This is a genomic window from Paraburkholderia phymatum STM815 (assembly GCF_000020045.1).
GTDB lineage: Bacteria > Pseudomonadota > Gammaproteobacteria > Burkholderiales > Burkholderiaceae > Paraburkholderia > Paraburkholderia phymatum.
Genome location: NC_010623.1, coordinates 2,289,027 through 2,313,002, shown reverse-complemented (window position 1 = coordinate 2,313,002; position 23,976 = coordinate 2,289,027). Strand labels below are relative to the sequence as shown.

The following is a 23,976-nucleotide window of genomic DNA, read 5'->3' as shown; positions in this document are numbered from 1 at the left end:
CGGGTACCGCCTGATTGCGCCGCGCAGACCAATGGCCAGCAAATCGACGTCGATCGCATGCGCTCGTCTGGCAGGCAATCGAGGCGTCGGTGTTGAACGGGCACCCGTTCGATCAACTTTATCGTTGAAGGACGATGCGACATTCGATGGCTTGCGTCACGCTAGACATCATCGAATCCGTAGAATCTTGCCGGCGTGTCGGCCAGCACCACGCCACGCTCCGTCCCGTCGGGCAGCAGCGCGTTCAGCAATTCGAGCGCATCGGCAAACCGGTCGTGCACCTCGAACTGGGTATGGGGCCAGTCACTGCCCCACATCAGGCGATGCACGCCAAAGGCCTCTTTCAAAAGCCGAAACGCCTCTAGCGTCGCACTGTCATCCGCGCGGCAATGCGGCCAGTTCCTGTACGCCGCCGATATCTTCACCCACACACAGTGCGTCCTGGCAAGTTCGAGAAGTTGATGAAAGCCTGCGGCGCACACGCCGAGATCGGGATCGGGCCGGCCAAAATGATCGACGGCGACGTTCATGCCCGCCTCCAGAAGCTGCTCGACGATGCCCGGTAGCCGGGCTGCTTCCGCATGTACCTCGACATGCCATCCCAACTCCCGAACATGCCTGAGCGTTTGCACGCTCACCCAGTTTTCGAGCGGCAGATCCGCCTGCCCGATCAGATTCAACCGGATCCCCACGATGCCTGCGTACGCCATTTCCGTCAGCGCGTCGAATCCGCAATCTCGCTCGACGACTGCGACGCCGCGCAGGCGCTGCGGCGCGCGACGCAGCGCATCGAGCAGATAGCTGCAGTCAGTACCGAGAAAGCTCGGCTGCACAAGCACGCCGCGAGACACGCGGTGCGCATCCAGTTCTGCAAGATAGGCGTCGAGTGGCGCGTCGTAGCCGGGCACATAGCGGCGTTGCCGGGCGAGCGGCAGGCCGCGCTCGAATACATGCGCATGCGTATCGACAGACGCGATGCGGGCGAGACTATGCGAAAGCAGCGGATCGCTCGCGCGTGTCTCCGACTTCTCCATCATGACATTCCTTCATCAACGGTCTTGCGCGGATACAAACGGATACCTCGCGCGTCAATGCCTTTCTGCGTGAGAAAGCATGCCTCTATGATCCGTATCGAAAGCGGCGTCGCCTAATGCGCGGCCACGCGTCTCCGGCAGCAACAGCACGGACAGCACGACGATCGCGTAGGCGAGCCCTGCATCGATGCCGATCGCTGTTCCAAGCGACATATTCGCGGACATATGTCCCACGAGCACCGGGAATCCTGCGGACGCGACGCGGCCGAAGTTGTAGCAAAACCCGACGCCCGTGCCACGCATCCCGCGCGGGTACAGTTCGTTGAAGAGCGCGCCCATGCTGGCCGGAATGCCCGCGGCAAAGAAACCCAGCGGAAAACCAAAGAACAGCATCGCGGTATTGCCGAGCGGAAGGAACAGATAGGCGAGCACCGTTATCACGCAGCAGATCGCAAATGTGAGAATGGTATTGCGGCGGCCGATTCTGTCCAGCAGCTGCGCGCTTGCGAGACACCCGCAAAAGAATGCGACGATCACGACAGCGAGGTAGCCGCCCGTACTCAGCACGGAGAGGTGACGTTCACTCTTGAGAAAGGTCGGCAGCCACGTCATCAACGCGTAGTAGCCACCATGCGCGCCGACGCCAAGCAGTGCACCGATCAACGTCATGCGCAGCACTTGCGGCGAAAAGATCCCGCCGATCACGCCAGTTGCCGGCACCCGCAGCGCCCGCACGTCGTGCGCTGCGGGTGCCGGCGCGATGGGTTCCTGGACGCCGCGTCGCACGTACAGGATCAGCAGTGCAGGAAGGATACCGATTCCGAACATCACGCGCCACGCAGTTTCTCCAGGCAGCAGCGAGAACATCAGCGCGTAGAGCACGACGGCTGCGCCCCAGCCAACGGCCCATGCGCTCTGCACGCTGCCCATCGCCTTTCCGCGATGCTCGTTGCGGATGGTTTCGGCCATCAGCACGGCGCCCGCCGCCCATTCTCCGCCGAAGCCGAACCCCTGTAGCGCCTTCAGTACGACAAACTGCGGATAGTTCTGCGCGAACGCGCACAGGAACGTGAACACCGAAAAGAACGCGACGGTCCACTGCAGCGTCTTCACGCGTCCTAGCCGGTCCGACAACATACCTGCAATCCAGCCGCCCAGCGCCGATGCCACCAGCGTGACACCGCTAACGAACCCCGCCTGGGTGCGGCTGATCGACCATTCGGTAATGATCGCCGGAATGACGAGGCTGAACATCTGCACGTCGAGCGAATCGAGCGCCCATCCGCCGAAGCACGCCCAGAACGTCCGGCGTTCGTTGCCGGAAATCTCACTGAACCACTTGAACATTGCCGTCTCCTGCAGCGCCGTTCCTGCATGGGAAACGACGTGATTCCAAAGGCCACCGATCGCTATCGAATCTCGGCCTGGTAGATGAACTCGCTGGCGGGCCCGCGTGAGCGGCGCCATTCCAGCGGCTGCCTGTCGTAGCCGAACGCCAGTCGCTCGATCACCACGGCGGGTGTGCCCGGTTCGATCCGCAACAACCGCGCATGCGTCGAGTCGATCGCTTCCACCGTCAGCGTTTCAACGGCGGATGCCACGACCTGATTGCATCGCGCTTCATACACGGGGTACAGCAGGTCGCCGACTTCGCTCAGATCCATTTGTGCAAACGCGGCGAAACGCACATAAGGCAGCCATATCTCTTCGGCGAGCATCGGCACATCGTCGATCAGACGCAGCCGCGACATCTGTATCACGCGAGCGCTACTCGAGATCTGCAACGTCGCGGCCACCGCCGACGGCGCGTCGACAACCTCGCGACGCAAGATGCGGCTTTCGGGAATACGCCGCTCGCCCTGCCGTGTCTGGAAGCGGAAGAAGCGAAACAGCGAACTGTCGAAGCTCGCGCGCCGCACGAAAGTGCCTCTACCCTGGAAGCGCTCGAGCAAACCTTCTGCGACGAGCAGATCGACGGCCTTGCGGACCGTGCCGACTGCCACGTCATAGCTTCTGGCGAGCGCCTGCTCAGTGGGAATGGCTTCGCCGGGCTTCCAGTGGCGGGCGGCGATCAGATCAACCATTTCATCGCGCAAACGCTGGTAGCGCGGCAACCGCTCTTCGGCAGGCATCATTGTCTCCGGTAGATTCATATATATGATTTCATGAACCGCAGACGGATGAGATCGGGTTTAACCCTAGCAAAACACAGCTTTTACGGGGGTTTGTACCCATTGCCGGCAACACACATTCACTCAATCATATATATGAATTCGTAAAGGAGACCTGTGGTGAGTCCAAACCAGCACGCTGAGCAAGCTGTCGTAAAGAAAATCGCCTGGCGGCTCATGCCGCTTCTGATCGTGATGTTCCTGATCGCCTTCATCGACAGGCAGAACGTCGGCTTTGCAAAGCTGCAAATGGTGCACGCGCTGGGCATGTCGGAAGCGTCGTACGGCCTCGGGGCATCGCTCTTTTTTATCGGCTATCTGCTGTTCGAGATTCCGAGCACGCTCGCGCTGCATCGCTTCGGCGCGCGCCTGTGGCTTGCCCGCATTATGGTGACGTGGGGCGCGATTACGGTCGCGATGGCATTCACGCGTTCAATGGAGCTGTTCTATGTGTTCCGGTTCGCGCTCGGCGTCGCCGAAGCGGGTTTTTATCCCGGCGTCATTTTCTATCTGACGCTGTGGTTCCCGCAGAGTCATCGCACGCGCATGCTCGGCTTCTTCACGCTCGGCAGCGCACTTGCCAACATGCTCGGCTCGCTCGCGGGCGGTTTGCTGCTGTCACTCGACGGCAATCTGGGCCTCGCAGGCTGGCAATGGGTATTTGTGGCGACGGGCGCACCCGCGATCCTCGTCGCACTGGTCGCATTGCGTTTCTTGCCTGAGTCCGTCGAAAGCGCACCGTTCCTGAGCAATGAAGAGAGAAACCTGATGATCTTGGCGCTCCGTCGCGAGGCGCCGGCGGAAGCCGCCGCCGAACATCCGTGGCGGGCGCTCGTCGACAAGCGCGTGTTGATGTTCGCCTGCGGATATATGCTGATGTCGACGTCGCTTTATGGCGTAACGTACTGGCTGCCGACGCTGCTCAAAAGCGGGGGCGTCTCTCACTCGTCGCTCAACGGCCTGCTGAACATGATTCCGTGGATGCTCGCCGCGCTGCTTCTGCTGTGGCTGCCCGCGAAACTCAAGCGCCAGGGTGTTGTGCTCAAGGCGATGGCAATGGTGGCGGGTGTCGGCGTAATTGGCTTCGCGCTGAGTCTGGTGCTGCCTGGCCTGCCGCTGCGATTCGCCGCGCTCGTGCTCGGTGGCGCTTGCATTCCGCTGCTGTATCCGTGCTTCTGGTCGTTGCCCCCGCGTTACTTCACAGGTGCGCGCGCTGCAGCCAGTATCGCTGCGATAAATTCGATCGGCAATCTTGGCGGATTCTTCGCGCAGAACCTGATGCCCTACGTCGGCAAGGTCGCCGGGAATGCCGGCGCCCCTATGCTGGTGCCCGTCGTCTGCCTGACATTGCTCGGCCTCGGCATGTCGATCGCGGCGGCGCGTAGCGGCGCAGGCGAGCGTGCGCGAGTTGCGGCGCAGCCGTAATCGTTACCTTCCGAAGCGGCCGCGGCGCGGCCGCCACAGCAAATCAATCCGGATCAGCGCCACGGCCCTGTGCGTGAAGCAGCACCGTCCCGATCCCGCTACATGCGATCACGAGCATGCCAAGCGTCATCCATAGGTCCGGCACCTGGCCAAAGAAAAGCCAGCTGAAGAGTGTGGCAAACGCCAGTTGGGCGTAGCCGAACGGTGTGAGCACCGCCAGCGGCGCGCGTCGAAGCGCCTGCAGCATCAGCGAGTGTCCCGTCGTTGCGAGCGACGCCATCACGAGAACGAGCAGCCAGCTGCCAAAGCGCACGCTTTTTATCGCGGGTAACAGGGTGGCCTGAGCCGTCCACAAGAGTGCGGAAAGCATCAGCGTCGCCACCAATGCGGTCAGAAAATTGGTGATCATCGGGTCGCCCGTCTTCGACAACTTGCTGGACACGACCTGAAAGCACGCGAAGGTCGTTGCGGCGGCGATGGGAAAGCCTACCGCCCACGAAAACTGGCCGCCGCCGGGCCGCACGACCATCAGCATGCCGATGAAACCGAGAATGACCATCGCCCATTTGCTTCTCGCCACCTTCTCACCGAGGAGCGTTGCGGCCAGTACGGTGGTGATCAATGGAGCCAACATCGCCAGCGAAGTCGTGACGGGAAGCGGCAGATAGCGCAGCCCCGCAAAGGTCGAGGCCGAGTTCAGAAGCAGCAGAATGGCTCGCAGCAATTGCAACCGGAATGGCCGCGCGCCGTGAAGCCCAATCACTGGGCGCCGCATCAGCCAGATCGCGAGCACGACCGTCTGGAACACATATCGGACCCAGAGCAGCGCGAGCAGCGGCACCGAAGAACCGATGACCTTGACCACGGAGTCGCTTCCCGCAAAGGTTGCGGTTGTGAGGACCATGATGAAGATCCCCGCTTCTACGCTCGAGCCGGCGAAAAAGCGGTTGACATATCGCGGATACTGCACGCGCCTCCCTTATCGGCGCGTGGCCGAGATCGCTAGTATCGATTTGATAGAAGGCCGATCTCGCTGAGGTCGCCGGAGTCAAAGCGCCGGTTTCGATCAAACGTTTTCGCCTGAGTCCGCGACAATGCCAGACTTCAACCGAAATTGAAAGCGTGCCGCCCGTCGGGGCCTCGCCTTCCCTATCGCACAGGCGCCGTACATCGAACTCGACGGCGCTGCGAACGGCATTTCTACCTTCTTCCGCTCTCGCGACTTGATCGATAGACGATCATGCCTGGCCTGGCGCTGTGTGAGCGCGAAGCTTCACACGGTTGCCGATCAAACATCGAGTCCTGATGCGCCTGCTTTCTCAAAAGCACCCTTCGACTCGTGTCGAACCATGCGCTCGCCTCTGTCCTGCTGAACTGAAAAGCAAAGCACAAAAAGGCTTTTGTCTTCGCAGCGCGAACCCGCTTTTAATATCAAACTCGCCTTCGACACGCGCACCGTTCCTGACACATCGCCTGTCGTCTTCGGAGGGAGTGCTCGTCACAGCTCCGCAGCAGAGCATTCCTTATTTCTTACCGCGATCATGGAGCGCATGTGTCTGATCTGACTTCTTCGCGTCATCGGCATGTTTCGCCCTTACGCACGCGCGGCGGCCGGCCGTAAGCCACGCTGTACAAGTGGCTTTCGTGGGCGGTGCCCGCGCTCGTCGTCGTGCTGTGGGAAGCTGCGGCACGTCTTGAGCTCATCACGCCGCAGGTGCGGCCTGCGCCGAGCAGCGTGCTCATCCGCAATCTGCGCGGCGCTGCCGACGATGGCCGGATAGCGCCCGCCAAGCTCGAGCATCTCCCGCAGCTTGCGGCGCGTCCAGCCGTGCTGTTTCGCGGTGCGCGTGGCCGACTCGATCGCACTGCCGGGCGCGTAATCGACGGGTGCGTCGAGATCGTATTGCGAATGTCGATGCCCGTGCTCGCGGCAAAATGCGCAAGCCCCGCTTCGCGGTTCTGTAGCGCAGATAGTCGGCGTATTTCTCGCGCGCTTCGTGTTCGGTTGCGCCCGCAACGACGGCGGCGCCAGCAAACCCCTTCACGTCGTCGGGGCGGCGTCCGGCCTGCACAAGCTGTTCACGCAACGTCTGCACCGTTTCGCGCGCGACCTTTCGATTCGGCGGCGAGATGAACACGCATTCGGCGTGGCGCGCGGCGAAGCGCTGGCCGCGCCAGGAACTGCCCGCCTGGAACAGCACCGGCGTGCGTTGCGGCGACGGTTCCGCGAGGTGATAGCCATCGACGTTGTCGTAACGCCCCGCATGTCGAACGCGGAACCCATGCCGTGAGCAGGCCGCTGCGCTTGGCCGCCATCAGGTCCCGCTTGGCCAGCACATTGTTGAGTCGCAATTCGTCGGTCGGTTCCACCACGGGTGATCGACGGGTAGACTTCGAATCCAATGGAGGTCGGAACGCTGTCGTGCCTCGCGAACGACCCGTCTACCGCGAAAGCGTGGGCATCGGGGTATAGAATTTCCTCAAAACGGTGCTGCAGATACAGCGCCTTGGTATGTCCTTCGAGGAACACCCGTCGAGCTCAAGGAGCGTAGGGGAACAGCATGAGGAGCTTCCTTCTCGCGTTGTCATGCGCGTGCTTGTTGCCGGTCGCCGCGGCACAGGACGTGGTGCCGCCCCCCCTGCCCGTTGCCGCAGCCGCCGCGAAGGAATTTCTGACGGCGGCCAAGGGAGTGGTCGACGCCGCCCAGCGCCCGGCCACTGCATGGAAAGGTCCGCGCAACGGGCCACGGGCCCAGCGGGAGAAGCGCGTTGCCGTCGTCGCCGAGGATTTGCACAACGGCGGCATCCTCGGTGTGATCGACGGTGTGCTGGAGGCCGCCAGGGTCATAGGCTGGCATGTCAAGGTTTTCGACTCCCGAGGCACGGCTGATCTGCGGCTCAAGATGCTCGCCAATGCACTCTCGAGCCACCCTGACGGTCTGATTATCGCTGGCGGCGACGCACATGCCCTGCTGCCGGCGCTAGGACCGTTCGCTGAGCGGAACATCCCGATTGTCGGCTGGCACGTAGCGGCCCAGGCTGGACCTGTGCCCGGCACACCCGTGGCCATGAACGTGTCGTCGAATCCGCTCGAGGTCGCACGCGTGACGGCGCTCGCGGCCATCGTGCAGTCCGGCGGGCGGGCAGGTGTCGTTATCTTCACCGATTCCAGTTTCCAGATTGCGCGCGAGAAGGCCGAGGCGATGGCTGCCGTCGTGCGCGCGTGCAGCGGCTGCACCCTGCTGGAAGTGCGTGATATGGCGATCTCGCGATGCCAGGAACTGATGCCCGGAGCGACGCGCGCATTGCTCGCGCGTTATGGCAAGCGCTGGACGTATGCGCTCGCAATCAATGACATCTACTTTGACTACGCTGCTCCCGTGCTAACGCAGGTGGGGTTACCGAATGCCGCAATGGCCATGCTCTCGGCGGGCGACGGCAGCGAGTCCGCGTTCCTGCGCATCCGCACGGGCACGTTCCAGACGGGCACCGTCGCCGAACCCCTGAATCTGCAAGGCTGGCAGTTGGTCGACGAATTGAATCGGCTCTTTGCAGGCGAAAACGTGACAGGGTATGAGAGTCCGGTGCATCTTGTGACGGCGGACAACTTCGCCGAAGACGGCGGTGATCGTCTGTTTTACGACCCCGCTAACGGCTATCGCGACATCTATCGTCGAATCTGGCAAAGCCCGTGAAACTTGCACTCCCACAGTCTCTCACAGCACAGTTCGCACTCGTGGTTTCGTGCCTGGCTGCACTTGTGGCGGTGGTCGGGGCCACGACGATTTACTCGTTGGCCGGTTCCGCTCACTCGATCCGCCAGTTGGCCGAAGAACGGCTCACGCGTCTCGCGGATGCGCAGGAACTTGCGCAGCACACGCTGACGATCGAACGCCTTGCGTTGCAGTTGTCGCGAGACGAGACGGTCGAGGCCGTGCGCCAGACGCACGGGCAGGTGCTCGACCAGTTGGCATCCTTCGACCGTCTGGTGGATCACCTTGCACCGGCGAGCGCGAGTAACGACCCCGGCGTTGACGTGCTGGCACTGTATCGGTCGAGCCAGCGCTTTCGCAATATTGTGAATATCGAGGCGCAGGTGCGCGAGACCGCGCTTGCCGTCCGCGCAGCGCCGGCGTCGGCGAGACAGCCCCGTGTGTCGTTGGCCAGCCTCGACGAAGATCTGCGTCGCGCGGCCGACGCCCTCGCCGCTGCGGCGCGCGAGCAGTCGGATTCTTCGACACGCGGCTACCGCGTGGCGGTCGAAAATCTGGCCGATTACGCCGACCGCACACGCACATGGATTGCCGGCGAAGTCGCGGTGAGCCTGTTGCTTGCCTGGCTGATCGCCCGCGAATTCCTGGGGCGCCATGTTGTGGCGCGGCTGCGCCGGGTCAGCCACTTCCTGCGGCACGGCGATGCCGGGAACGAGCAGGCCGTCCCCGTGCACGGCGGCGACGAGATTGCCGACATGGCACGCGCCGTTGAAGATTTCCTCGAAGACCGGCGCCGGCGCCGCCTGGCCGAGGATGCGCTAAAGGAACTCAACGCCGGCCTCGAGGCGCGCGTCGCCCAGCGCACGGCCGAACTTACCGCGGCGCTTGCGGGTCAGGCGGCCGAGATTGCCGAGCGTCAACACGCCGAAGAGGCGGTCCGGGAAAGCGAGCACTTCCTGAACAGCATCATCGAAAACATCCCGGACATGGTTTTCGTCAAGGAGGCCGCCACCCTCCGCTTCGTGCGCTTTAACAAGGCCGCGGAAGATCTGCTCGGTTACCGGCGGGAGGAACTCATCGGCCAGTCCGTGCACGACCTGTTTCCCGCAGATGAGGCTGATTTCTTTGCGCTGAAGGATCGTGCGGTGCTGGAGTCGCGACAGATGATCGACGTGCCGGAGGAGCCGGTTCATACACGTCATGGGCTGCGCCTGGTGCACACGATGAAGATCCCGATTCTCGATGTACGCGGCGAGCCACAGTTTCTGCTTGGTATCTCCCGTGACATCACGGAGCATAAGCATGCTGAAGAGGAGTTGCGGCGCTATCGCGAGCACCTGGAAGACATGATCCGCGAGCGAACGGCGGAACTGGCCATCGCGAAGGAGCATGCAGATGCGGCCAACCAGGCGAAGAGTGACTTTCTTGCGCACATGAGTCACGAACTGCGTACGCCCCTGAACGGAATCCTGGGGTACGCGCAAATTCTCAAGCGCGACAAGAACCTCGATCGGCGGCAGGTCGACGGTCTGATGGTCATCCAGCGCAGCGGCGAACACCTGCTCACGCTGATCGACGACATCCTGGATATGGCCAAGATCGAGGCCGGAAGAATGGAGCTCAATTTCTCCGACGTTCCGCTTGCGCGGTTCATCCACTTCATTGTCGAAACGATGCGTGTCAAGGCAACGGAAAAGGGACTCGAGTTTGCTTGCGAGATGGCTCCCGATCTGCCTGCAGGTGTGCGGGTGGACGAGATACGGCTGCGCCAGGTGCTGCTCAACCTGATCTCCAATGCGATCAGGTTTACCGAGCAAGGGAGCGTGCGTCTGAGAGTCGGTTTCATGCCGCCCACGCGACTCTGTTTCGAAGTGCGCGATACCGGGATCGGTATAGAAGAAGCGCGTCTGGAGGCGATCTTCCGGCCGTTCGAGCAGGTAAGCGACGCTCGCTACCGGTCTGGTGGTACGGGACTTGGCCTCGCCATTAGTCGGGAACTCGTGCGCCTGATGGGCAGCGAAATTCACGTCGAAAGCCATCACGGTACGGGCAGTGCTTTCTCGTTTGAACTGAATGTCCAGCTGCTGGCGCCTCTTTCTACTGTCGTCGCGCCCGGACGGATGGCAAGCGGCTACAAGGGACCGCGCAAGACCATCCTGGTTGTGGATGACGTAGCAGAGAACCGCGCCGTCCTGGTCGACATGCTTGGTCCGCTCGGATTCGACGTAGCGGAGGCTGCGAACGGATCGGAAGCTCTGGAGAAAGTCGAGGCACTGCGTCCCGCGCTCGTCCTGATGGATATTGTCATGCCCGGAATGGACGGACTCGAAGCCATACGCCGCCTGCGCCAGACGCAAGCGTTCCAGCATCTGCCCATCGTCGCGATTTCCGCCGGCGCATCTCGCACCGATGCTGCACAGAGTCTTGCGGCTGGGGCAGACGTCTTTCTCCCCAAACCGATCGACTTGGGCGGGTTATTGTCACAGGTCGCGACCCTGCTGCATGTCGAGTGGGGTGACGAAGCGACAGAGGCGCAAATCAGTGGACCGTTCGAAACCGCTGTGCCCGACGCCCCGCCGTTCGCAGGGACCATGATCGCGCCTCCCCTCGAGGAGATCGAAGCGCTCCTACACCTGGCACGGCTTGGCGACATGCGTGCCATCGTGCAACATGCCACGCACGTGACCGAGCTTGACGAGCGCTATCGTCCCTTTGCAGACCACCTCTGCCAACTGGCGAAGGTTTTCCAATCCAAAGCGATCGTCAGCTTCGTCGAGCGATATCTGGAGCGAAACTAGGGCCAATCGCAGCACGCAGAACCGTTTCATGCACACATCAACAGCGTCGTGCGAATCTCGATTCAGACGTGGCCCATTCTCCTGGCGATTCGGGACACAACAGGCCGAGGCGCCATATTGCATGGCGCCTTCGAAATTTGGCCCTCTTTCACTGAGCGCCTGGGAGCAGGCTCCTCGTCAGCGTCTCGTGATCTCAACCGTCACGATTTCATATCCGGGGTCGGCGTGCTCGTTCGCGACTTTGCTCGCTTCCTCATACGAGAGAAAGGACATGGCTTCCTTGATCTCCGGTGCCATTCCGATATCGCCGTCCTCTGCGGTGCAGAGGAACTTCTCGCCAGTCTTCACGACGTAGACGGTCGTCATCTCTCCCTCCATGGCTTGCAGGGGAACTTCCAGTCTAGCAGGCTGGACGGCATGCATACGCATTGTTGAGCCGTTTTGGTCACGGCCTCGCGGGCTGCGCCCCCCAGCAGCGCCGACGTCAAGGCGCTCGTCGAGCACTCGCACGTCGGTTCCGGCAAAAATCGCCACCTCTCAATGCGCCGTCGGACGATCCTGGCTTTTCGATCGGTTCGCTGGGCGAGCATCGGGACAAGACGGGTGCAGCGCTTGACCGCTTGCCAGGTGGTGACTGATCGAACGATCGCGATCTCTAATTAAACATTTCCGGCCGCAAGTCACTTACCTCGATGATCACATCGGCGGGCAGATTGGCCCTGCGTGCGGCAGCACGAATGGCGTCGGCATTGGGCGCCTCGTACAGGCAATAAGTCTTCTTCTTGTCCGCGCTCAGAAACGAAAAGAGCCATTCGACGCCTTCTTCGTCGTTGATTCTCTTCACAGTTGCAGCACTCTCACCCGTGACCTCAAGTTGCTCTGCAAAGTTACGTTCAATCATAAAACGCGGCATGTGATTCTCCTTGAGTAGCGACTGCAAATTGCGCGTCGAATGTGCGTGCCTGCGCTAACTTCTGAGCCCTGTTCCTGTCTGCGCGCCAGCGATGCGCTCGACAAGCGCGAACATCTTGAGTTGCCTTGCTGTGGCCGCCGCCATTGAGAGCAAATGCTGGGCACGTGTTTTATCGCCGATGCCATTGCGTGCCGCGAGCATGAGCGCGTATTCGTAGCGCCCATGCGCGAGCCAGGGCCAGGCTCGCAAGCGCTCGTCCATGGTCAGCGCGTACTCGAAATGCCGTTCGGCGGCTGACCAGTCGCCAAGAGCACGAGCCAGCATGCCGAGAAACCGTGCCGCAGATCCGCAGCAGAGGGTAAAGACAGGAACCGTGACGACCTGATCCTGGAACGGCAGGAGAAGCGCATAGATGCGTTCCGCGTGTTCGACTTCTCGCAGGCGGGCAGCCACCTCCGCCAGATATGTCAGCGTGACAAGCCGCTTGCTGTCCACGGGGATGCCGGATTCCGATTCCTCAAGCTGAACGAGATTGTCGCGTGCCTGCGCTTCAAAGCCGAGATCACTGCAGATCAACATGAATCCTGGCCGCCACGTAGCATCCGCGGCGTGCTCGTCGACAAACCGCTTGAAGATCGGCGCGACCTCGGCGAGCCGGCCCTGTTCGCGACGTATCGCGAACATCTGCATGCCGTAGACACCTGTAGCGAGGTTTGCGTCCGCGTTCTGCGCCATCTGCAACGAGTCGCGCGTCTTGTGCTCAGCCTCGGAGAAGTCACCGACGAGTATGGCCCGCATTGCCTGCGCCCCCGTCACGCACCACTTGTCGACGAAGTGTTGTCCACTTGTGGCGATCTGCCGATATCTTTCCAGCGCGCTCTCGAAACGGTCCGCCTCGCCGATCTCCAGGTAGCCGGCAAGACATCGCGCGCATGCATGTCCGATGGTGTGCGCATCGCCGAGATCTTCCGCCATCTGCATCAACTCCATCAACACGCTTTGACGCTCCGGAAACCTGTTCGCAGGTAACGGGAGAGCACCGACATGCATCAACTCGCAGGCCAATGCATCGAACAGACTCGGCAGATCGTTTAGTCGCCTGGCGAGCGCAATGGCCTCCTCCGCAAATCCACTACTTTGCTCGCATGCACCCGTCATATGAACGGTGCGGACGAGGCGGCTCAACAGCCGGCAACGCTCGAGCGACTCTTCCGTTCCAATTACGGTGAGCGCCTCTTTCAGCAGCGAAAGCGATTCATCTCCGGAACCTTCGAGGAACGTCTCGGCGGTGTCGAACTCTAACGCTGCCTGCACGAGATACGACGTGAGCTTCTGTTCGCGGGCGATCCGGGCCGCCTCGCGGAAGGTTGCGATCGCCTCGCGCTGGGCCAGTCTCAGCTCTGCCCTGCCCCTTGTCAGCAGCAGACTCAGCAGGTGCCTCGCTCGATCCGGCTCATTGCAGGCGCATCGGTTGATCAGTTCAAGTCCGCGCTGTACATGGGCGATAGTCTCATCGTAGGCGGCGCCCGCAAGCGCCCGTTCCCCAGCGCGCTGCCAATAGCCGATCGCCCGGTCCGGCAGATCGGCCGCAACGAAGTTCTGTGCGATCAGTTCGGGTTGCCGTTCGACTGTCTCCGGGTAATGTTCTTCAAGAGCGGCGGCGATTAACGCGTGGTAATGGCGCCGGCGCGCAAGCAGGAGCGATTGGTATGCAATCTCCTGGATCAATGCATGCCGGAATAAATAGGCGTCTTCTCCAGCGAACTTCCCTGAAGCGGGAACAATGATTTCGGCTCCGATCAGACGGTCGAGCGATTCCTGCAATTCATCCTCTGACCTGGACGCAATCAGGCCAAGTAACTTCCTGCCGAACTCACGTCCCACTGTGGCCGCGAGCTGTGCGGTTTCCTTGACGACGGGTTCCAACCGGTCGAGCCGCGACAACAGCGAGCCCTGCAGCGTGTCTGGAATGGCGATTTCCTGCGGCGTGCCCTTCAACGTGTATCCGATGCCGGCATCCTCCAACAGATCGCTTTGAAGAATGGCCTTCGTCAGTTCCTCGACGAAAAGGGGCACACCGTCCGTCTTCGAGACGATCTGGTTGCGTACGAGGTCCGGAAGCTGCTTGCCGCCCGTCAGCCGCTCGATCATCGCTACGCACTCACAGCGTGATAGCCGATCGAGATTGAGTTGAACGAGATGGGGGTAAGTCCATCCCGGTTCGAAATCGGGTCGCGCAGTGATCACGACCATCAGCCGGGCGGACATCAGTTGTTCAACCACGAGCCGAACGAACTCGAGGGATGATGGATCCATCCAGTGTGCGTCCTCGACAACGACGAGTAGCGGCTGAACGTGCGTTGACGTTTCGATCATGGCCACCAGCAGGTCCAGCGTCCGGCGCTTGAAGGAAGGCGACGACGTATCAATTCCCGGATGGCGTGTGCCTGCAGGAATCCCAAGCAGGTTCGTAAGAACCAGAAGCGCCTCGTCGACATCGACTCCAGGTGTTGCGACCCCAGCCTCCAGCCGCTCCAGTTTCGACGCGTCAGACGCGTCGGGCACGATGCCAAAAGTGCGCTGTAGCCAGCGTTGTACCGGCCAAAAAGGGCTGTTTCGATAGTACGCGGAACAGTGAAGCGAAACCATGCTATGCGCGTCCTGACTCATGTCCTCGCAAAGCGCCCGCAGCAAGCGGAATTTGCCGATCCCCGGCTCGCCCGTCAACAGCACGCAGCGCATTTCGCCATCGACGCTCTGCTTCCAGCGCCGCCGGATCATGTCGAGTTCCGCAGCCCGGCCGACGAGAGGCGTCACCCCGTGGATCGCCCTGATTTCGAAGCGGTCGATCGTATCCGCTTGCGCCAGCACACGTTGGACCCTCACGGGACCCGTGACCCCTTTCAATTCGCGCCAGCCCAGGTTTTCAAGCTCGAACGATCCTTCGATCAGGCGTTGGACCGTCGGTCCCACGACGATTGCGTCGGGGGGCGCGAGCGACTGCAGCCTTGCGGCGATGATTGGCGCTTCTCCGACGATCGCCCGGTGATCCAGCGAAGAGCCAGCGCCAATCGCGCCGGCGACGACAAGTCCCGTTTCGATCCCAATCCGTGCCTGCAGGCGAACACCGTACTGAGTTTCAACGAGCTCGTTGGCCTCGCGAAGCGCCGCTATGGCAGCGAGGGCGGCAAGTACTGCACGTATTGCGTCGTCTTCGTGCGCATTCGGATAGCCGAAATAGACCAGCAGGCCATCGCCAATATAAAGCGCGATATGGCCTTCATGAGCTTCGATCGCGCGTGCACAGGCTTGGTGGTAGAACCCTAGCAGACGTCGCATGTCCTCCGGATCGAATCGCTCTGCCAGCGCTGTCGAATCGATGAGGTCGATGAACATCACCGTGATTTGCCGCCGCTCGGCGTCGACGGCTTCGGGTGCGGATGACGAAGGCAAGCGTCCGCATTGCTCCGCCTGCTGACGCGAACGTGTATGCACACCGTTCAGCGCCGCAAGTCCTTTCGCGAGTCGCTTGCGATCGCCCAGCGTAAGGCCGAGCTCCTTTAGGTCGCCCTCGGACAGATCGCTAAGCACATCCCAATCGATCCCTTGCGAGATGAACTTTGCAGCGTACGCGCCGAGGCCAATCTGCGCTAACCATGTCGTCAGATCGTCGGTCATTGTGGATCTCTGGGGCACCCATCCAAAGTTATCATCGGCGCGGCGGCGCAACTTGTCCATGCGGTTTCGCCCGTCGCTGCGATGGCAATATCCAGCAAGGCATGTGCGACGAGGTTTATTAAGTAGGCGCGAAGAACATTGCGACTTGACGGCCTGGCCAGCAGCGATTCTGGTTGGCACTCGTCAGTCACGTCTCTATCAAACGGAAATCACGTGTTCGCCACGTTCGACACCGGGTACGGCACCTCTTCAATGCCGGGAGCGTCTGGCTCATTCGGGAACCTGGAATGCGTGAGACGATCGAGGGCCGCCTTGCGTTCGATTTCCGCAGCCGCGCGTGTCGTGAAGATCTGATACACAGCAATGTTCTTTCCGACGGATATCACACACCTGCACTTCACGCGCTCGAATGAGGCCGATCAGATCAATGGCCATGTGGCGCCGGCCCGCGTATCGACAGTAGAACATGCTTACGCGATGCAAACTGCTCAGCGGGCCACCGTGGCACCCGGCGCGACGACGCATCGACGCAGCGGGTGATAGCTCATACCGGTAGCCTTCCTTAGAACAACGACGGCGTCAGGAATGGGCCATGGCCGCCGCTCTGACGCAATTCCGACCGGCATTCTTGGCTTCGTATAGCGCAAGGTCCGCCGCCTTCGTCAGTTCGTCCAGAGTGGCAGGGCAACCGCGTCGACCTGTCGCGCATCCGACGCTGACCGTGAACGGATGAAGCTCAGCCGTTCCAGCCTCATGCCGTGCATGCCATGATCGTTCCAATGCCTCGCGTATGCCTTCGGCAACGCGCGCCGCGTTCGCCGCGTCGGTGTCGGGCAATACGACCACGAATTCCTCGCCACCATAACGGGCGGCGCAGTCACTGCGACGGCACGCGCGTTGCGCGATGCAGTCGGCGAGATGCTTCAACGCCTTGTCGCCTGCCGCGTGCCCGTATTTGTCGTTGTATTGCTTGAAATGATCGGCATCCACATAGAGAACGGAGAGACAGCTCGCCGTACGCTGCAATCTCTCCCACTCGGCTTCCAGCACCTCGTCGAGCGCGCGTCGGTTCTTGAGTCCCGTGAGCGAGTCGGTTTGCGTGAGCTCCGTCAAGCGGTCTTCGGCGAGAGCCCGGTCGCGCAATGCAAACGCCAACAACCAGACCACCGCGCAAAACGCGAAACTGATAGCGCAAGCGGAAGTGCCTACGATCCACGAAAGCGTCTTCCATGAGGCGAGCACGTCGTCGAGCGCCGGCGCGACGACTGCAATCAGCGGCGTACCCGGCACGCGCTGAAACGTATAAAGTCGCAGCACGCCATCCGTCGGCGAGCGTGCCGCATAGAAGCCGGAGTCCTGGTTCACCATGCGCGGAAACGTCAGCGATTTACTGAAGTTCGGTACAAGCGCCAGTCGTATATAAGGATTCCTTGCGACAAGTGTGCCGTCGGTCCGAACGATTGCCGTGACACCGCCCGGTCCGACGTTCAGCCCGTCAAGCAGGCGGCTGAAGTACGCCACGTCGATGGCGACCAGCGCCACGCCCTTGAAAGAACCGTCGGCGTTGTCGATCCGCCTGCTCAGTGCCAAGGCTTCCACGCCCTCGCGCGAGCGCGCCCGATACACTGCGGAAACATACAGGCCCACGTTCGCCGACTGGCGATGTACGAGGAAGTAATCGCGGTCGCTGAAGTCCCAGTGATGCGTGCTCGAACAGCACCCGTCCATCAACTGCCCGTGCTCATTGGTCACGCCCATGCCCGTCACATATTGCGAAGTCGCGGTGCGGTTGAACAGCAGTTCGTGCCGCACGTCCGCGTCCAGATGTTGGACGGCCGGCTTGTCAAGAGAGGCGATAAGCGTCCTTAACGATTGATCCGAGGATTCGACGGTGTGCGAGATATTGCTCGACAATACCGCGGCAACATTCCTTGATGTCTCGTGGGCGTGGCGAATCGCTGTGTCGCGCGCGGCAACCAGTGTTAGCAGGCTCACGCCCAGAACAGCCGCCGCAAGCAGCGTACCGAGCGCGCCCACGATGCAGGGACGGCGGCCCGCGATAACGGCCGCGCGCCTGACAAAGTTTGGGAACACGTGATTATTTTGTGCTGTGTTGCTTTTTAGCGCGTCGACGCTTGCGCGAGAGGGTTGCGTAGGGTTAACGACAGTAGTATCGGCAAACGAAAAGAAAAATTGAGAGCTTAGACCCGTTTTTTCGGTTGAAGCCCGCTAAGCCCGCTGGTCGACCGGTATGGCCGCGAGCCGTAGCGGCACAGTAGAAAGCGAGCAAGGCAGCAACGCGACTGAGGCGTCGTCACTCGATATGTCACGCCAGCGCCCTCGTCATTTCGTCCCGCTCTCGCCTCGCAACTTCCCTTTGTATCGCAACGTATCTGCAAAGACATCGGGATACGTTCGCTTACAGACAAGCAACCTTCGGACATGAGCACGATACGTTCATCGGCTCAAATACGCTCAACGCGAGCAGAGTGCCGCGCCGCAAAAATTGGGCTTACCCGAGGTAGTGCATATGCAACAGGAGCCGAACGGAACCGTCGAACAGGACCGCACCGTGGATGAAACGCTGAGCGGCCATATCGCGCGCAATTGCCTGATGACGCGTGCCCGGCAAATCTCGCGTGTTCTGACTTCCGTCTATGACGATGCGCTGCGGCCGTTCGGCATCGTGGCGCCGCAGTTCTCATTGCTCGTGCTCATAGCGGAGTTCGGGCACATTAGCCGCACGGATCTCGGTCGAAGAAACCATCACGAACGATCGACGCTGACCAGGAATCTGCAGCCGCTGATCGTGCGGGGCTGGGTTGCCGAAGGCGTTCCGGCAAGCGATGGCCGCAGCCGCCCTCTCTCGCTTACGCGTGAGGGCAAGGCGCTGCTCAAAAGCGCTTCGAGCGCGTGGTCGGCTGCACAAAGCCATGCGACGCGGCTCCTGGGAGAAGCCGGTGCCCGTGAGCTCATGAATATCGCGCGCGATTTGCCACTGCGCGTGGCCTGAAGTTTTTCGGCCGATGTTGCATATGCAAGATCGGACGCTGCCGGGTAACCCGCCCGCCCTCGTCAAGGAGTTTGTCATGAAAGTCGTCAAAGCCGCCGCCGTTCAGTTCAGCCCGGTGCTGTACAGTCGTGAAGCGACCGTCGCCAAGGTGGTGCAGAAAATCCACGAACTGGGCCAGAAGGGCGTGCAGTTTGCCACCTTCCCCGAAACGGTCGTGCCTTACTACCCGTACTTTGCGGCCGTCCAGACGGGCATCGAATTGTTGTCGGGCACCGAACATCTGCGACTGCTCGAACAGGCCGTGACGGTGCCGTCCGCCGCTACCGACGCAATCGGAGAAGCCGCGCGAAAAACGGGTATGGTCGTATCCATTGGCGTCAACGAGCGCGATGGCGGCACGCTGTACAACGCGCAATTGCTTTTCGACGCCGATGGCACGCTGATCCAGCGCCGCCGCAAGATCACGCCGACGCATTTCGAACGCATGGTCTGGGGCCAGGGAGACGGCTCGGGCCTGCGTGCTGTCGACAGCGCAGTCGGCCGTATCGGACAGCTCGCATGCTTCGAGCACAACAACCCCCTCGCCCGCTACGCGATGATCGCAGACGGCGAACAGATCCATTCGGCGATGTATCCGGGTTCCGCCTTTGGCGAGGGCTTCGCACAGCGGATGGAAATCAACATCCGCCAACATGCGCTCGAGTCCGGCGCATTCGTGGTCAACGCGACAGCGTGGCTCGACGCCGACCAGCAGGCGCAGATCATGGAGGACACGGGTTGTGGAATCGGTCCGATCTCGGGTGGCTGCTTCACCACGGTCGTCTCGCCTGACGGCATGCTGATGGCCGAACCCCTTCGCTCCGGTGAAGGCGAAGTCATCGTCGATCTCGACTTCGCTCAAATCGACCGCCGCAAGATGCTGATGGATTCGGCCGGACACTACAACCGCCCCGAACTCCTGAGTCTGTTGATCGACCGTACGCCGACCGCGCATGTTCATGCACGCACTGCGCATCCGATCATCGTGAACGAGCAGGCATCCGACGATCCGCGCGCCCAAGCGGCATGAACCGGCGAATCCAAGGAGGACCCGCTTTGAAAGCAATGATCGGGAGCGGGTCCGCGAGCATCGTCGCTGCGGCGCTGATGGCGGGCGCTTCCCGCAGCTACACGCAACCGGCTGCAACAGATGCGTGCGCGTCAATTCCTGCATGGCCTCCTGGATATCGGACTGCATGGGGGCAGTCTGACGCAATGTCGATTCCGCAGTGCTGAACGCAGAGACACGAAGGGCGTTGCCCCTCTTCTGCGAAGATCGGACGTCTATCGACCTCAGGAGGTTCGTCCAAAGAGAGCGTTTCTCCGGAGCCCGCAGTCACCGAATCTTCTGGAAACGCGTGGCACAGCGGACGCCGGGCAATACCGCGTCACGCCCCCGGTAGAGCGCACTCGTGAGATAAGAGCGACTCAGTTCGCGCAACGCCAAAGCAAAGACGGCAGTGGCTCGCAGCGCGAGCAGGACGCCAAAGAAACCGAACAGCTTGCCAAACGCCAGCACCGCGAAGATCACCGCGAGTGGATGCAGGCCGATACGCTCACCAACCAGCCGCGGCGTAAGAATCACGCTCTCGACAATCTGTCCGGTGGCGTACACCACGACCACCGCGCCAACGCCATACCCGTTTCCAAACTGCAGACACGCTGCCCTCCGACAGCTAGCAGCGCATCCGGCCGTCAGGCGCGTTGAAGCTGGCCGACGCCTAGCACACGGCACATCAAACGCTTCCTTCTGGCTGCGAGGTCTCATTGCGGCGCTGCGCGGCATCGGCGCGCGTGCGGTCGGTGATGTCCGCATACGTAATCGCCACCCCGGCGATCGAGCCCGTCTCGGCGATGTAGGGGAAGGTCTTGCGCAGGAAACACTGGCCACCGCTGTTGCGCACGGTCGCTTCGCGTGGTTCGCGTGTATCGAGGACATACTGGATGTCTGTGTAGAAGTCCCGGTCCCGGAACTTTGGAACCAGGTCTGCAACATGCCTGCCCGTGTCGCACGCTGTCAGCGGCAACACTTCCCGCATGGATGGCGTGAACCAGCGAAGCTTCAGCGTCTCGTCCAGGAAGAGCGCCATCACTGCACCCGACAGCAGCACACGATTTTGCATCGCGAGCTGTGCGATGTTCGCCTGCAGGTCGACGTTCGCATCGTTCAGACCGTCGTTGCTTTCGTTCAGCTGCTGGTTCGAAGCCTTCAGTTCCTCATTGAGTGCCTGCAATTCCTCACGGGATGCTTCCAGTTCTTCGCGCGAAACCCGCGCTTCGTCCTTCCAGTCGGCAGCAGATGCCGCGCTCAGGTCGACGGGCACCGCCTGTTCGTCGCCTGCATCCGGTGCCTCCAGAGCGTGCGGATCGCCGATGAATGACACCAGCATCCGTCTCCACGCCCCATCGGCCGACGTTTGCAGCGGTGTGATCCGCACGGTCATGGAAGCCTCGCCTGTGACGCCGTTCGTCAAACCCGTCAACGTCATTGGCTGGCACGCCTCAAGCGCCAGTTGCATGAAAGAACGCAGCGGCGCTGCCCACGGCCGCGGCACGAGGTCTATCAGCCTGAGGCTAGGCTCGCCCGCCGGCAGGCCAAGGATGTGCCTCGTGTTGCCGTATATCCGCAGGACGCTGCCTTCGTCGTCGGTCAGCACCGACGGAACGTCGTACTGCTCAAGTGCGGCGCGAATGGCGGCCGTGTCCAGTGTCTCACCGTTCGCTACGGGTTTGCGCACCAGAAGTTTCCGTCTGGCTTCGGGTATCGGGCCCGTTTTCCGATAGATGCTCCATTGCCTGGACACCGCCTCAAAGCCCTGCCGGACGAATGAAGTGGCCTCGCTTTTTCCAAGAAAAAGAAACCCGCCTTGCCGCAACGAGCCATGCAGAAGAAACAGCACCTCCCTGACCGTCTCCGGTTCAAGATAGATAAACAGGTTGCGACAGGTGATCAGATCAAGGCCGGAAAACGGCGGATCAGCAACCAGATCCTGCGGTGCAAATACCATCTTTTCGCGCAGCTGCCGCTTTATCCGGAATGCGCCGTCCACCATGTAGAAGTAACGGCTGCGTTGCGAGGCCGGCACGGCAGCAAGCGACGCTGCGCTGAAAAGACCACGGCTCGCTCTGGCCACCAGCTCCGGGGCGGCATCGCTTGCGAACGCCTGAAAGTCGGACGGCACGCCGTTTTCCTGGGCAACCTCGTCCAGCAGCATCGCGACGGAGTACGCCTCCTCGCCTGTCGAGCAGGCCGGCGTCCAGGTCCGTATGGCGCGCGCACCGTGCGCCGCCCGAACGAGGGGTTCCAGCACGTCTTTGCGCAACGCTGTCCAGGCATCGGCGTCGCGAAAGAATTCCGTGACGTGAATCGGGATGCCGCGCACCAGCGCTTCCAGTTCGACGGGGTCGTCCTCGATGAGCAAGGCGTAATCGTCGAATGACCAGACTTTTCGTATATCCATGCGCTGCTGGATTCGCCAGAGCAACGGGGAAGGCTTGTATCCGCTCAGGTCAAACCCTACGCGCTGACGAATCAGCCCGATGATCCGCCCAAAAGTTTCAGACATGGTGCCTGTCCAGTCAGCCGATGGCACGGGACGTGTATAGGCGGGTTCGGCACAGGCCGCCAGCTGTTGACCGATCGCCCGGGCAGGCAGAACGTGATCGTGAATGCCGCGCTGGATGACTGCGTTGGGCATGCCATCATGCAGGGCCGTGAGCGGATCCTGGACGATGACAATGCCGTCCGCCTGCCGGATGCGGATCGCACCGGCCGTTCCGTCCATTCCCGTGCCGGAAAGAATCACCGCGACTGGACGCGATCCCTCCTTGAGCGCCAGGCTTTCGAGGAATGTGTCGATCGTATCGATGCCAGGCCGCCGGTTGCCTCCCGCCGCTGGCCTGGTGCGAAACACGCCGTTCTCGAGTGTCAGGATGTCATCAGGCGAAGGGAGATAGATAGCGTTCGGTTCAGGCCGCGCGCCGTCTTGTGCGGAACGGATGGGAACCGATGTCCATTTCGTGATCAGGTCGCCGAGTCCGCTTGGCCGGCCGGGGGGCAGATGCTGCAGGATGACAAGCGCAAACGGCAGACGGGACGGAAGCCCCTCGAACAGTTTCTGCAGTGCAGTAATGCCGCCCGCCGATGCCCCCACCGCGACAATGGACACATCCGGCTGTCTGTCGTCTAGCGCCTGCAAGTCAGCCATAACTGGGTCCCTCGGCACCGCTGAGTCTCAGGCTGCCACCCGTGCAGTCGTGCGACCGGATCATCTGAAGTGGTTCATGGTTGCGGGCGCCGTTCGGAGAGTTGCAGACAGGCGCGTGCTTGCCGCCGGCGAGACTTCATTCAGCCAGGAACACCGGCTGCGATTGTGGCAAGTACAGACATCTGCGCCGACACGCTCATCGCAAGTGGACTGCGTGTCAGGTGATCAAGCTCAGCGGCGCGTATTTCCCATATTTCGCCAAAAACGTGAGAAGTCCGTCCCATCGATTATAGGGCGGCTAGTGACGCGCGAGTCGCGCAACTACCGTCCCCCCGGCTGCTGCCCCTCAGGTGCCCCCTCAACCCTTGCGAGGCCCCGGATGACTCGACAGACGGAGCAGGCGACTGGTCCATTGCAGGCTCGATGAACCCAGTGCGCCACGCCCTTCGCGCGATCGAAGCCGGTTGTTGTCAGCAGCCGGGGGACCGGTCGGGCGAGCGGACGGCTTAAAGCCCCGCGTCCCGCACTTCCTTTCTGATCACGTCGCGAAGTCCTTCAAGCGCATGCAGGCTTGCAACCAGGTTCGCATGAAGATGTTCAGAATCTTCCCGATTCCTCCCACCGGCGTCCATCGAGGCAAGCCGCTCCCGCTGCTCTTCCAGCCTTTGCTCGCAAAGGCGTATCTTTTCGTCAATACGCGCGAGTTCTTCCAACGGATTCGGCCTATCCATGCGATGCCCCGCCTTTTCGGGCTGACGAAGTGAGCGACGCAAAAATCAGGCCGAACTGTCATTTCCCGCGAAGATGCGTTCATGTCCGCACGCTGATGCAACGCGCCGCCGAGCGACTTCTTGGGGCAGATGACGGCAGGCCGACGATGGGACCACACGCTGGCCCGATGCGTTCGACGGTGGTCGACCCGTTTCTGCCGCCGGCCGTTCACCCGCGCGCCGTCCATTGGATGCACTCCAGACGTTCACGCCG

The 23,976-nt window shown here is 61.5% G+C and carries 16 protein-coding genes and 2 pseudogenes; 5 read left to right on the top strand and 13 right to left on the bottom strand.

The genetic code is table 11. From position 1 onward, the window contains the following. Positions 1-161 precede the first annotated feature (161 nt). The 3 genes from BPHY_RS26015 to BPHY_RS26005 all read right to left on the bottom strand — a co-directional run bounded on the left by BPHY_RS26015 (position 162) and on the right by BPHY_RS26005 (position 3,166). Positions 162-1,034 carry an amidohydrolase family protein gene (locus BPHY_RS26015; protein WP_407671278.1) on the bottom strand — a complete coding sequence of 291 codons (873 nt, stop codon included), beginning with the start codon at positions 1,032-1,034 and terminating at the stop codon, positions 162-164. A gap of 54 nt (positions 1,035-1,088) precedes the next feature. After that, positions 1,089-2,381: an MFS transporter gene (locus BPHY_RS26010; protein WP_012404438.1), complete on the bottom strand. Its 1,293-nt coding sequence runs from the start codon at positions 2,379-2,381 to the stop codon at positions 1,089-1,091. A gap of 62 nt (positions 2,382-2,443) precedes the next feature. Continuing rightward, a complete protein-coding gene (locus tag BPHY_RS26005) occupies positions 2,444-3,166 on the bottom strand; it encodes a GntR family transcriptional regulator (protein WP_012404437.1) in 723 nt (240 codons plus the stop codon). 216 nt (positions 3,167-3,382) lie between these two features. On the opposite strand from BPHY_RS26005, the gene BPHY_RS26000 reads away from it, so the two are divergent. Then, on the top strand, positions 3,383-4,630 hold the full coding sequence (locus BPHY_RS26000; protein ID WP_052306160.1) for an MFS transporter: 1,248 nt from the start codon (positions 3,383-3,385) through the stop codon (positions 4,628-4,630). Between the two features lie 43 nt (positions 4,631-4,673). Here BPHY_RS26000 and BPHY_RS25995 read toward each other — a convergent pair whose 3' ends face one another. Together BPHY_RS25995 and BPHY_RS25990 are read right to left on the bottom strand one after the other, a co-directional pair. Continuing rightward, complete coding sequence (locus BPHY_RS25995; protein WP_083775916.1) at positions 4,674-5,534, bottom strand: DMT family transporter; 861 nt, start codon at positions 5,532-5,534, stop codon at positions 4,674-4,676. A gap of 835 nt (positions 5,535-6,369) precedes the next feature. Further along, positions 6,370-6,846: pseudogene (locus BPHY_RS25990) on the bottom strand (LLM class flavin-dependent oxidoreductase); the annotation flags it as partial. A gap of 345 nt (positions 6,847-7,191) precedes the next feature. On the opposite strand from BPHY_RS25990, the gene BPHY_RS25985 reads away from it, so the two are divergent. Both BPHY_RS25985 and BPHY_RS25980 read left to right on the top strand, forming a co-directional pair. Beyond that, complete coding sequence (locus BPHY_RS25985; protein WP_012404434.1) at positions 7,192-8,325, top strand: substrate-binding domain-containing protein; 1,134 nt, start codon at positions 7,192-7,194, stop codon at positions 8,323-8,325. Continuing rightward, positions 8,322-11,141 carry an ATP-binding protein gene (locus BPHY_RS25980; protein WP_012404433.1) on the top strand — a complete coding sequence of 940 codons (2,820 nt, stop codon included), beginning with the start codon at positions 8,322-8,324 and terminating at the stop codon, positions 11,139-11,141. Before BPHY_RS25985 ends, BPHY_RS25980 begins: the two co-directional genes overlap by 4 nt. Before the next feature lie 177 nt (positions 11,142-11,318). Here BPHY_RS25980 and BPHY_RS25975 read toward each other — a convergent pair whose 3' ends face one another. The 5 genes from BPHY_RS25975 to BPHY_RS25960 all read right to left on the bottom strand — a co-directional run bounded on the left by BPHY_RS25975 (position 11,319) and on the right by BPHY_RS25960 (position 17,826). After that, positions 11,319-11,507 carry a hypothetical protein gene (locus BPHY_RS25975; RefSeq protein WP_012404432.1) on the bottom strand — a complete coding sequence of 63 codons (189 nt, stop codon included), beginning with the start codon at positions 11,505-11,507 and terminating at the stop codon, positions 11,319-11,321. 289 nt (positions 11,508-11,796) lie between these two features. Further along, complete coding sequence (locus BPHY_RS25970) at positions 11,797-12,054, bottom strand: DUF4242 domain-containing protein (protein WP_012404431.1); 258 nt, start codon at positions 12,052-12,054, stop codon at positions 11,797-11,799. Positions 12,055-12,108: 54 nt separating this feature from the next. Further along, positions 12,109-15,732, bottom strand: coding sequence for an AAA family ATPase (locus BPHY_RS25965; RefSeq protein WP_041764787.1), 3,624 nt, complete (start codon positions 15,730-15,732; stop codon positions 12,109-12,111). Positions 15,733-15,941: 209 nt separating this feature from the next. Continuing rightward, a complete protein-coding gene (locus BPHY_RS41940; protein WP_167538885.1) occupies positions 15,942-16,091 on the bottom strand; it encodes a hypothetical protein in 150 nt (49 codons plus the stop codon). Between the two features lie 220 nt (positions 16,092-16,311). Next, on the bottom strand, positions 16,312-17,826 hold the full coding sequence (locus BPHY_RS25960) for a GGDEF domain-containing protein (RefSeq protein ID WP_012404428.1): 1,515 nt from the start codon (positions 17,824-17,826) through the stop codon (positions 16,312-16,314). Between the two features lie 436 nt (positions 17,827-18,262). Here BPHY_RS25960 and BPHY_RS25955 point away from each other — a divergent pair, with 436 nt between their 5' ends. Both BPHY_RS25955 and BPHY_RS25950 read left to right on the top strand, forming a co-directional pair. After that, a complete protein-coding gene (locus tag BPHY_RS25955) occupies positions 18,263-18,745 on the top strand; it encodes a MarR family winged helix-turn-helix transcriptional regulator (RefSeq protein ID WP_012404427.1) in 483 nt (160 codons plus the stop codon). Positions 18,746-18,821: 76 nt separating this feature from the next. Next, positions 18,822-19,814 carry a carbon-nitrogen hydrolase family protein gene (locus tag BPHY_RS25950; RefSeq protein WP_041765401.1) on the top strand — a complete coding sequence of 331 codons (993 nt, stop codon included), beginning with the start codon at positions 18,822-18,824 and terminating at the stop codon, positions 19,812-19,814. 306 nt (positions 19,815-20,120) lie between these two features. Here BPHY_RS25950 and BPHY_RS25945 read toward each other — a convergent pair. The 3 genes and pseudogenes from BPHY_RS25945 to BPHY_RS41935 all read right to left on the bottom strand — a co-directional run. Beyond that, a pseudogene (locus BPHY_RS25945) lies at positions 20,121-20,450 on the bottom strand (AI-2E family transporter); the annotation flags it as partial. A 70-nt stretch (positions 20,451-20,520) separates the two neighbouring features. After that, positions 20,521-22,992 carry a CheR family methyltransferase gene (locus BPHY_RS25940; protein ID WP_012404425.1) on the bottom strand — a complete coding sequence of 824 codons (2,472 nt, stop codon included), beginning with the start codon at positions 22,990-22,992 and terminating at the stop codon, positions 20,521-20,523. 506 nt (positions 22,993-23,498) lie between these two features. Further along, complete coding sequence (locus tag BPHY_RS41935) at positions 23,499-23,723, bottom strand: hypothetical protein (RefSeq protein WP_157686733.1); 225 nt, start codon at positions 23,721-23,723, stop codon at positions 23,499-23,501. Positions 23,724-23,976 lie beyond the last annotated feature (253 nt).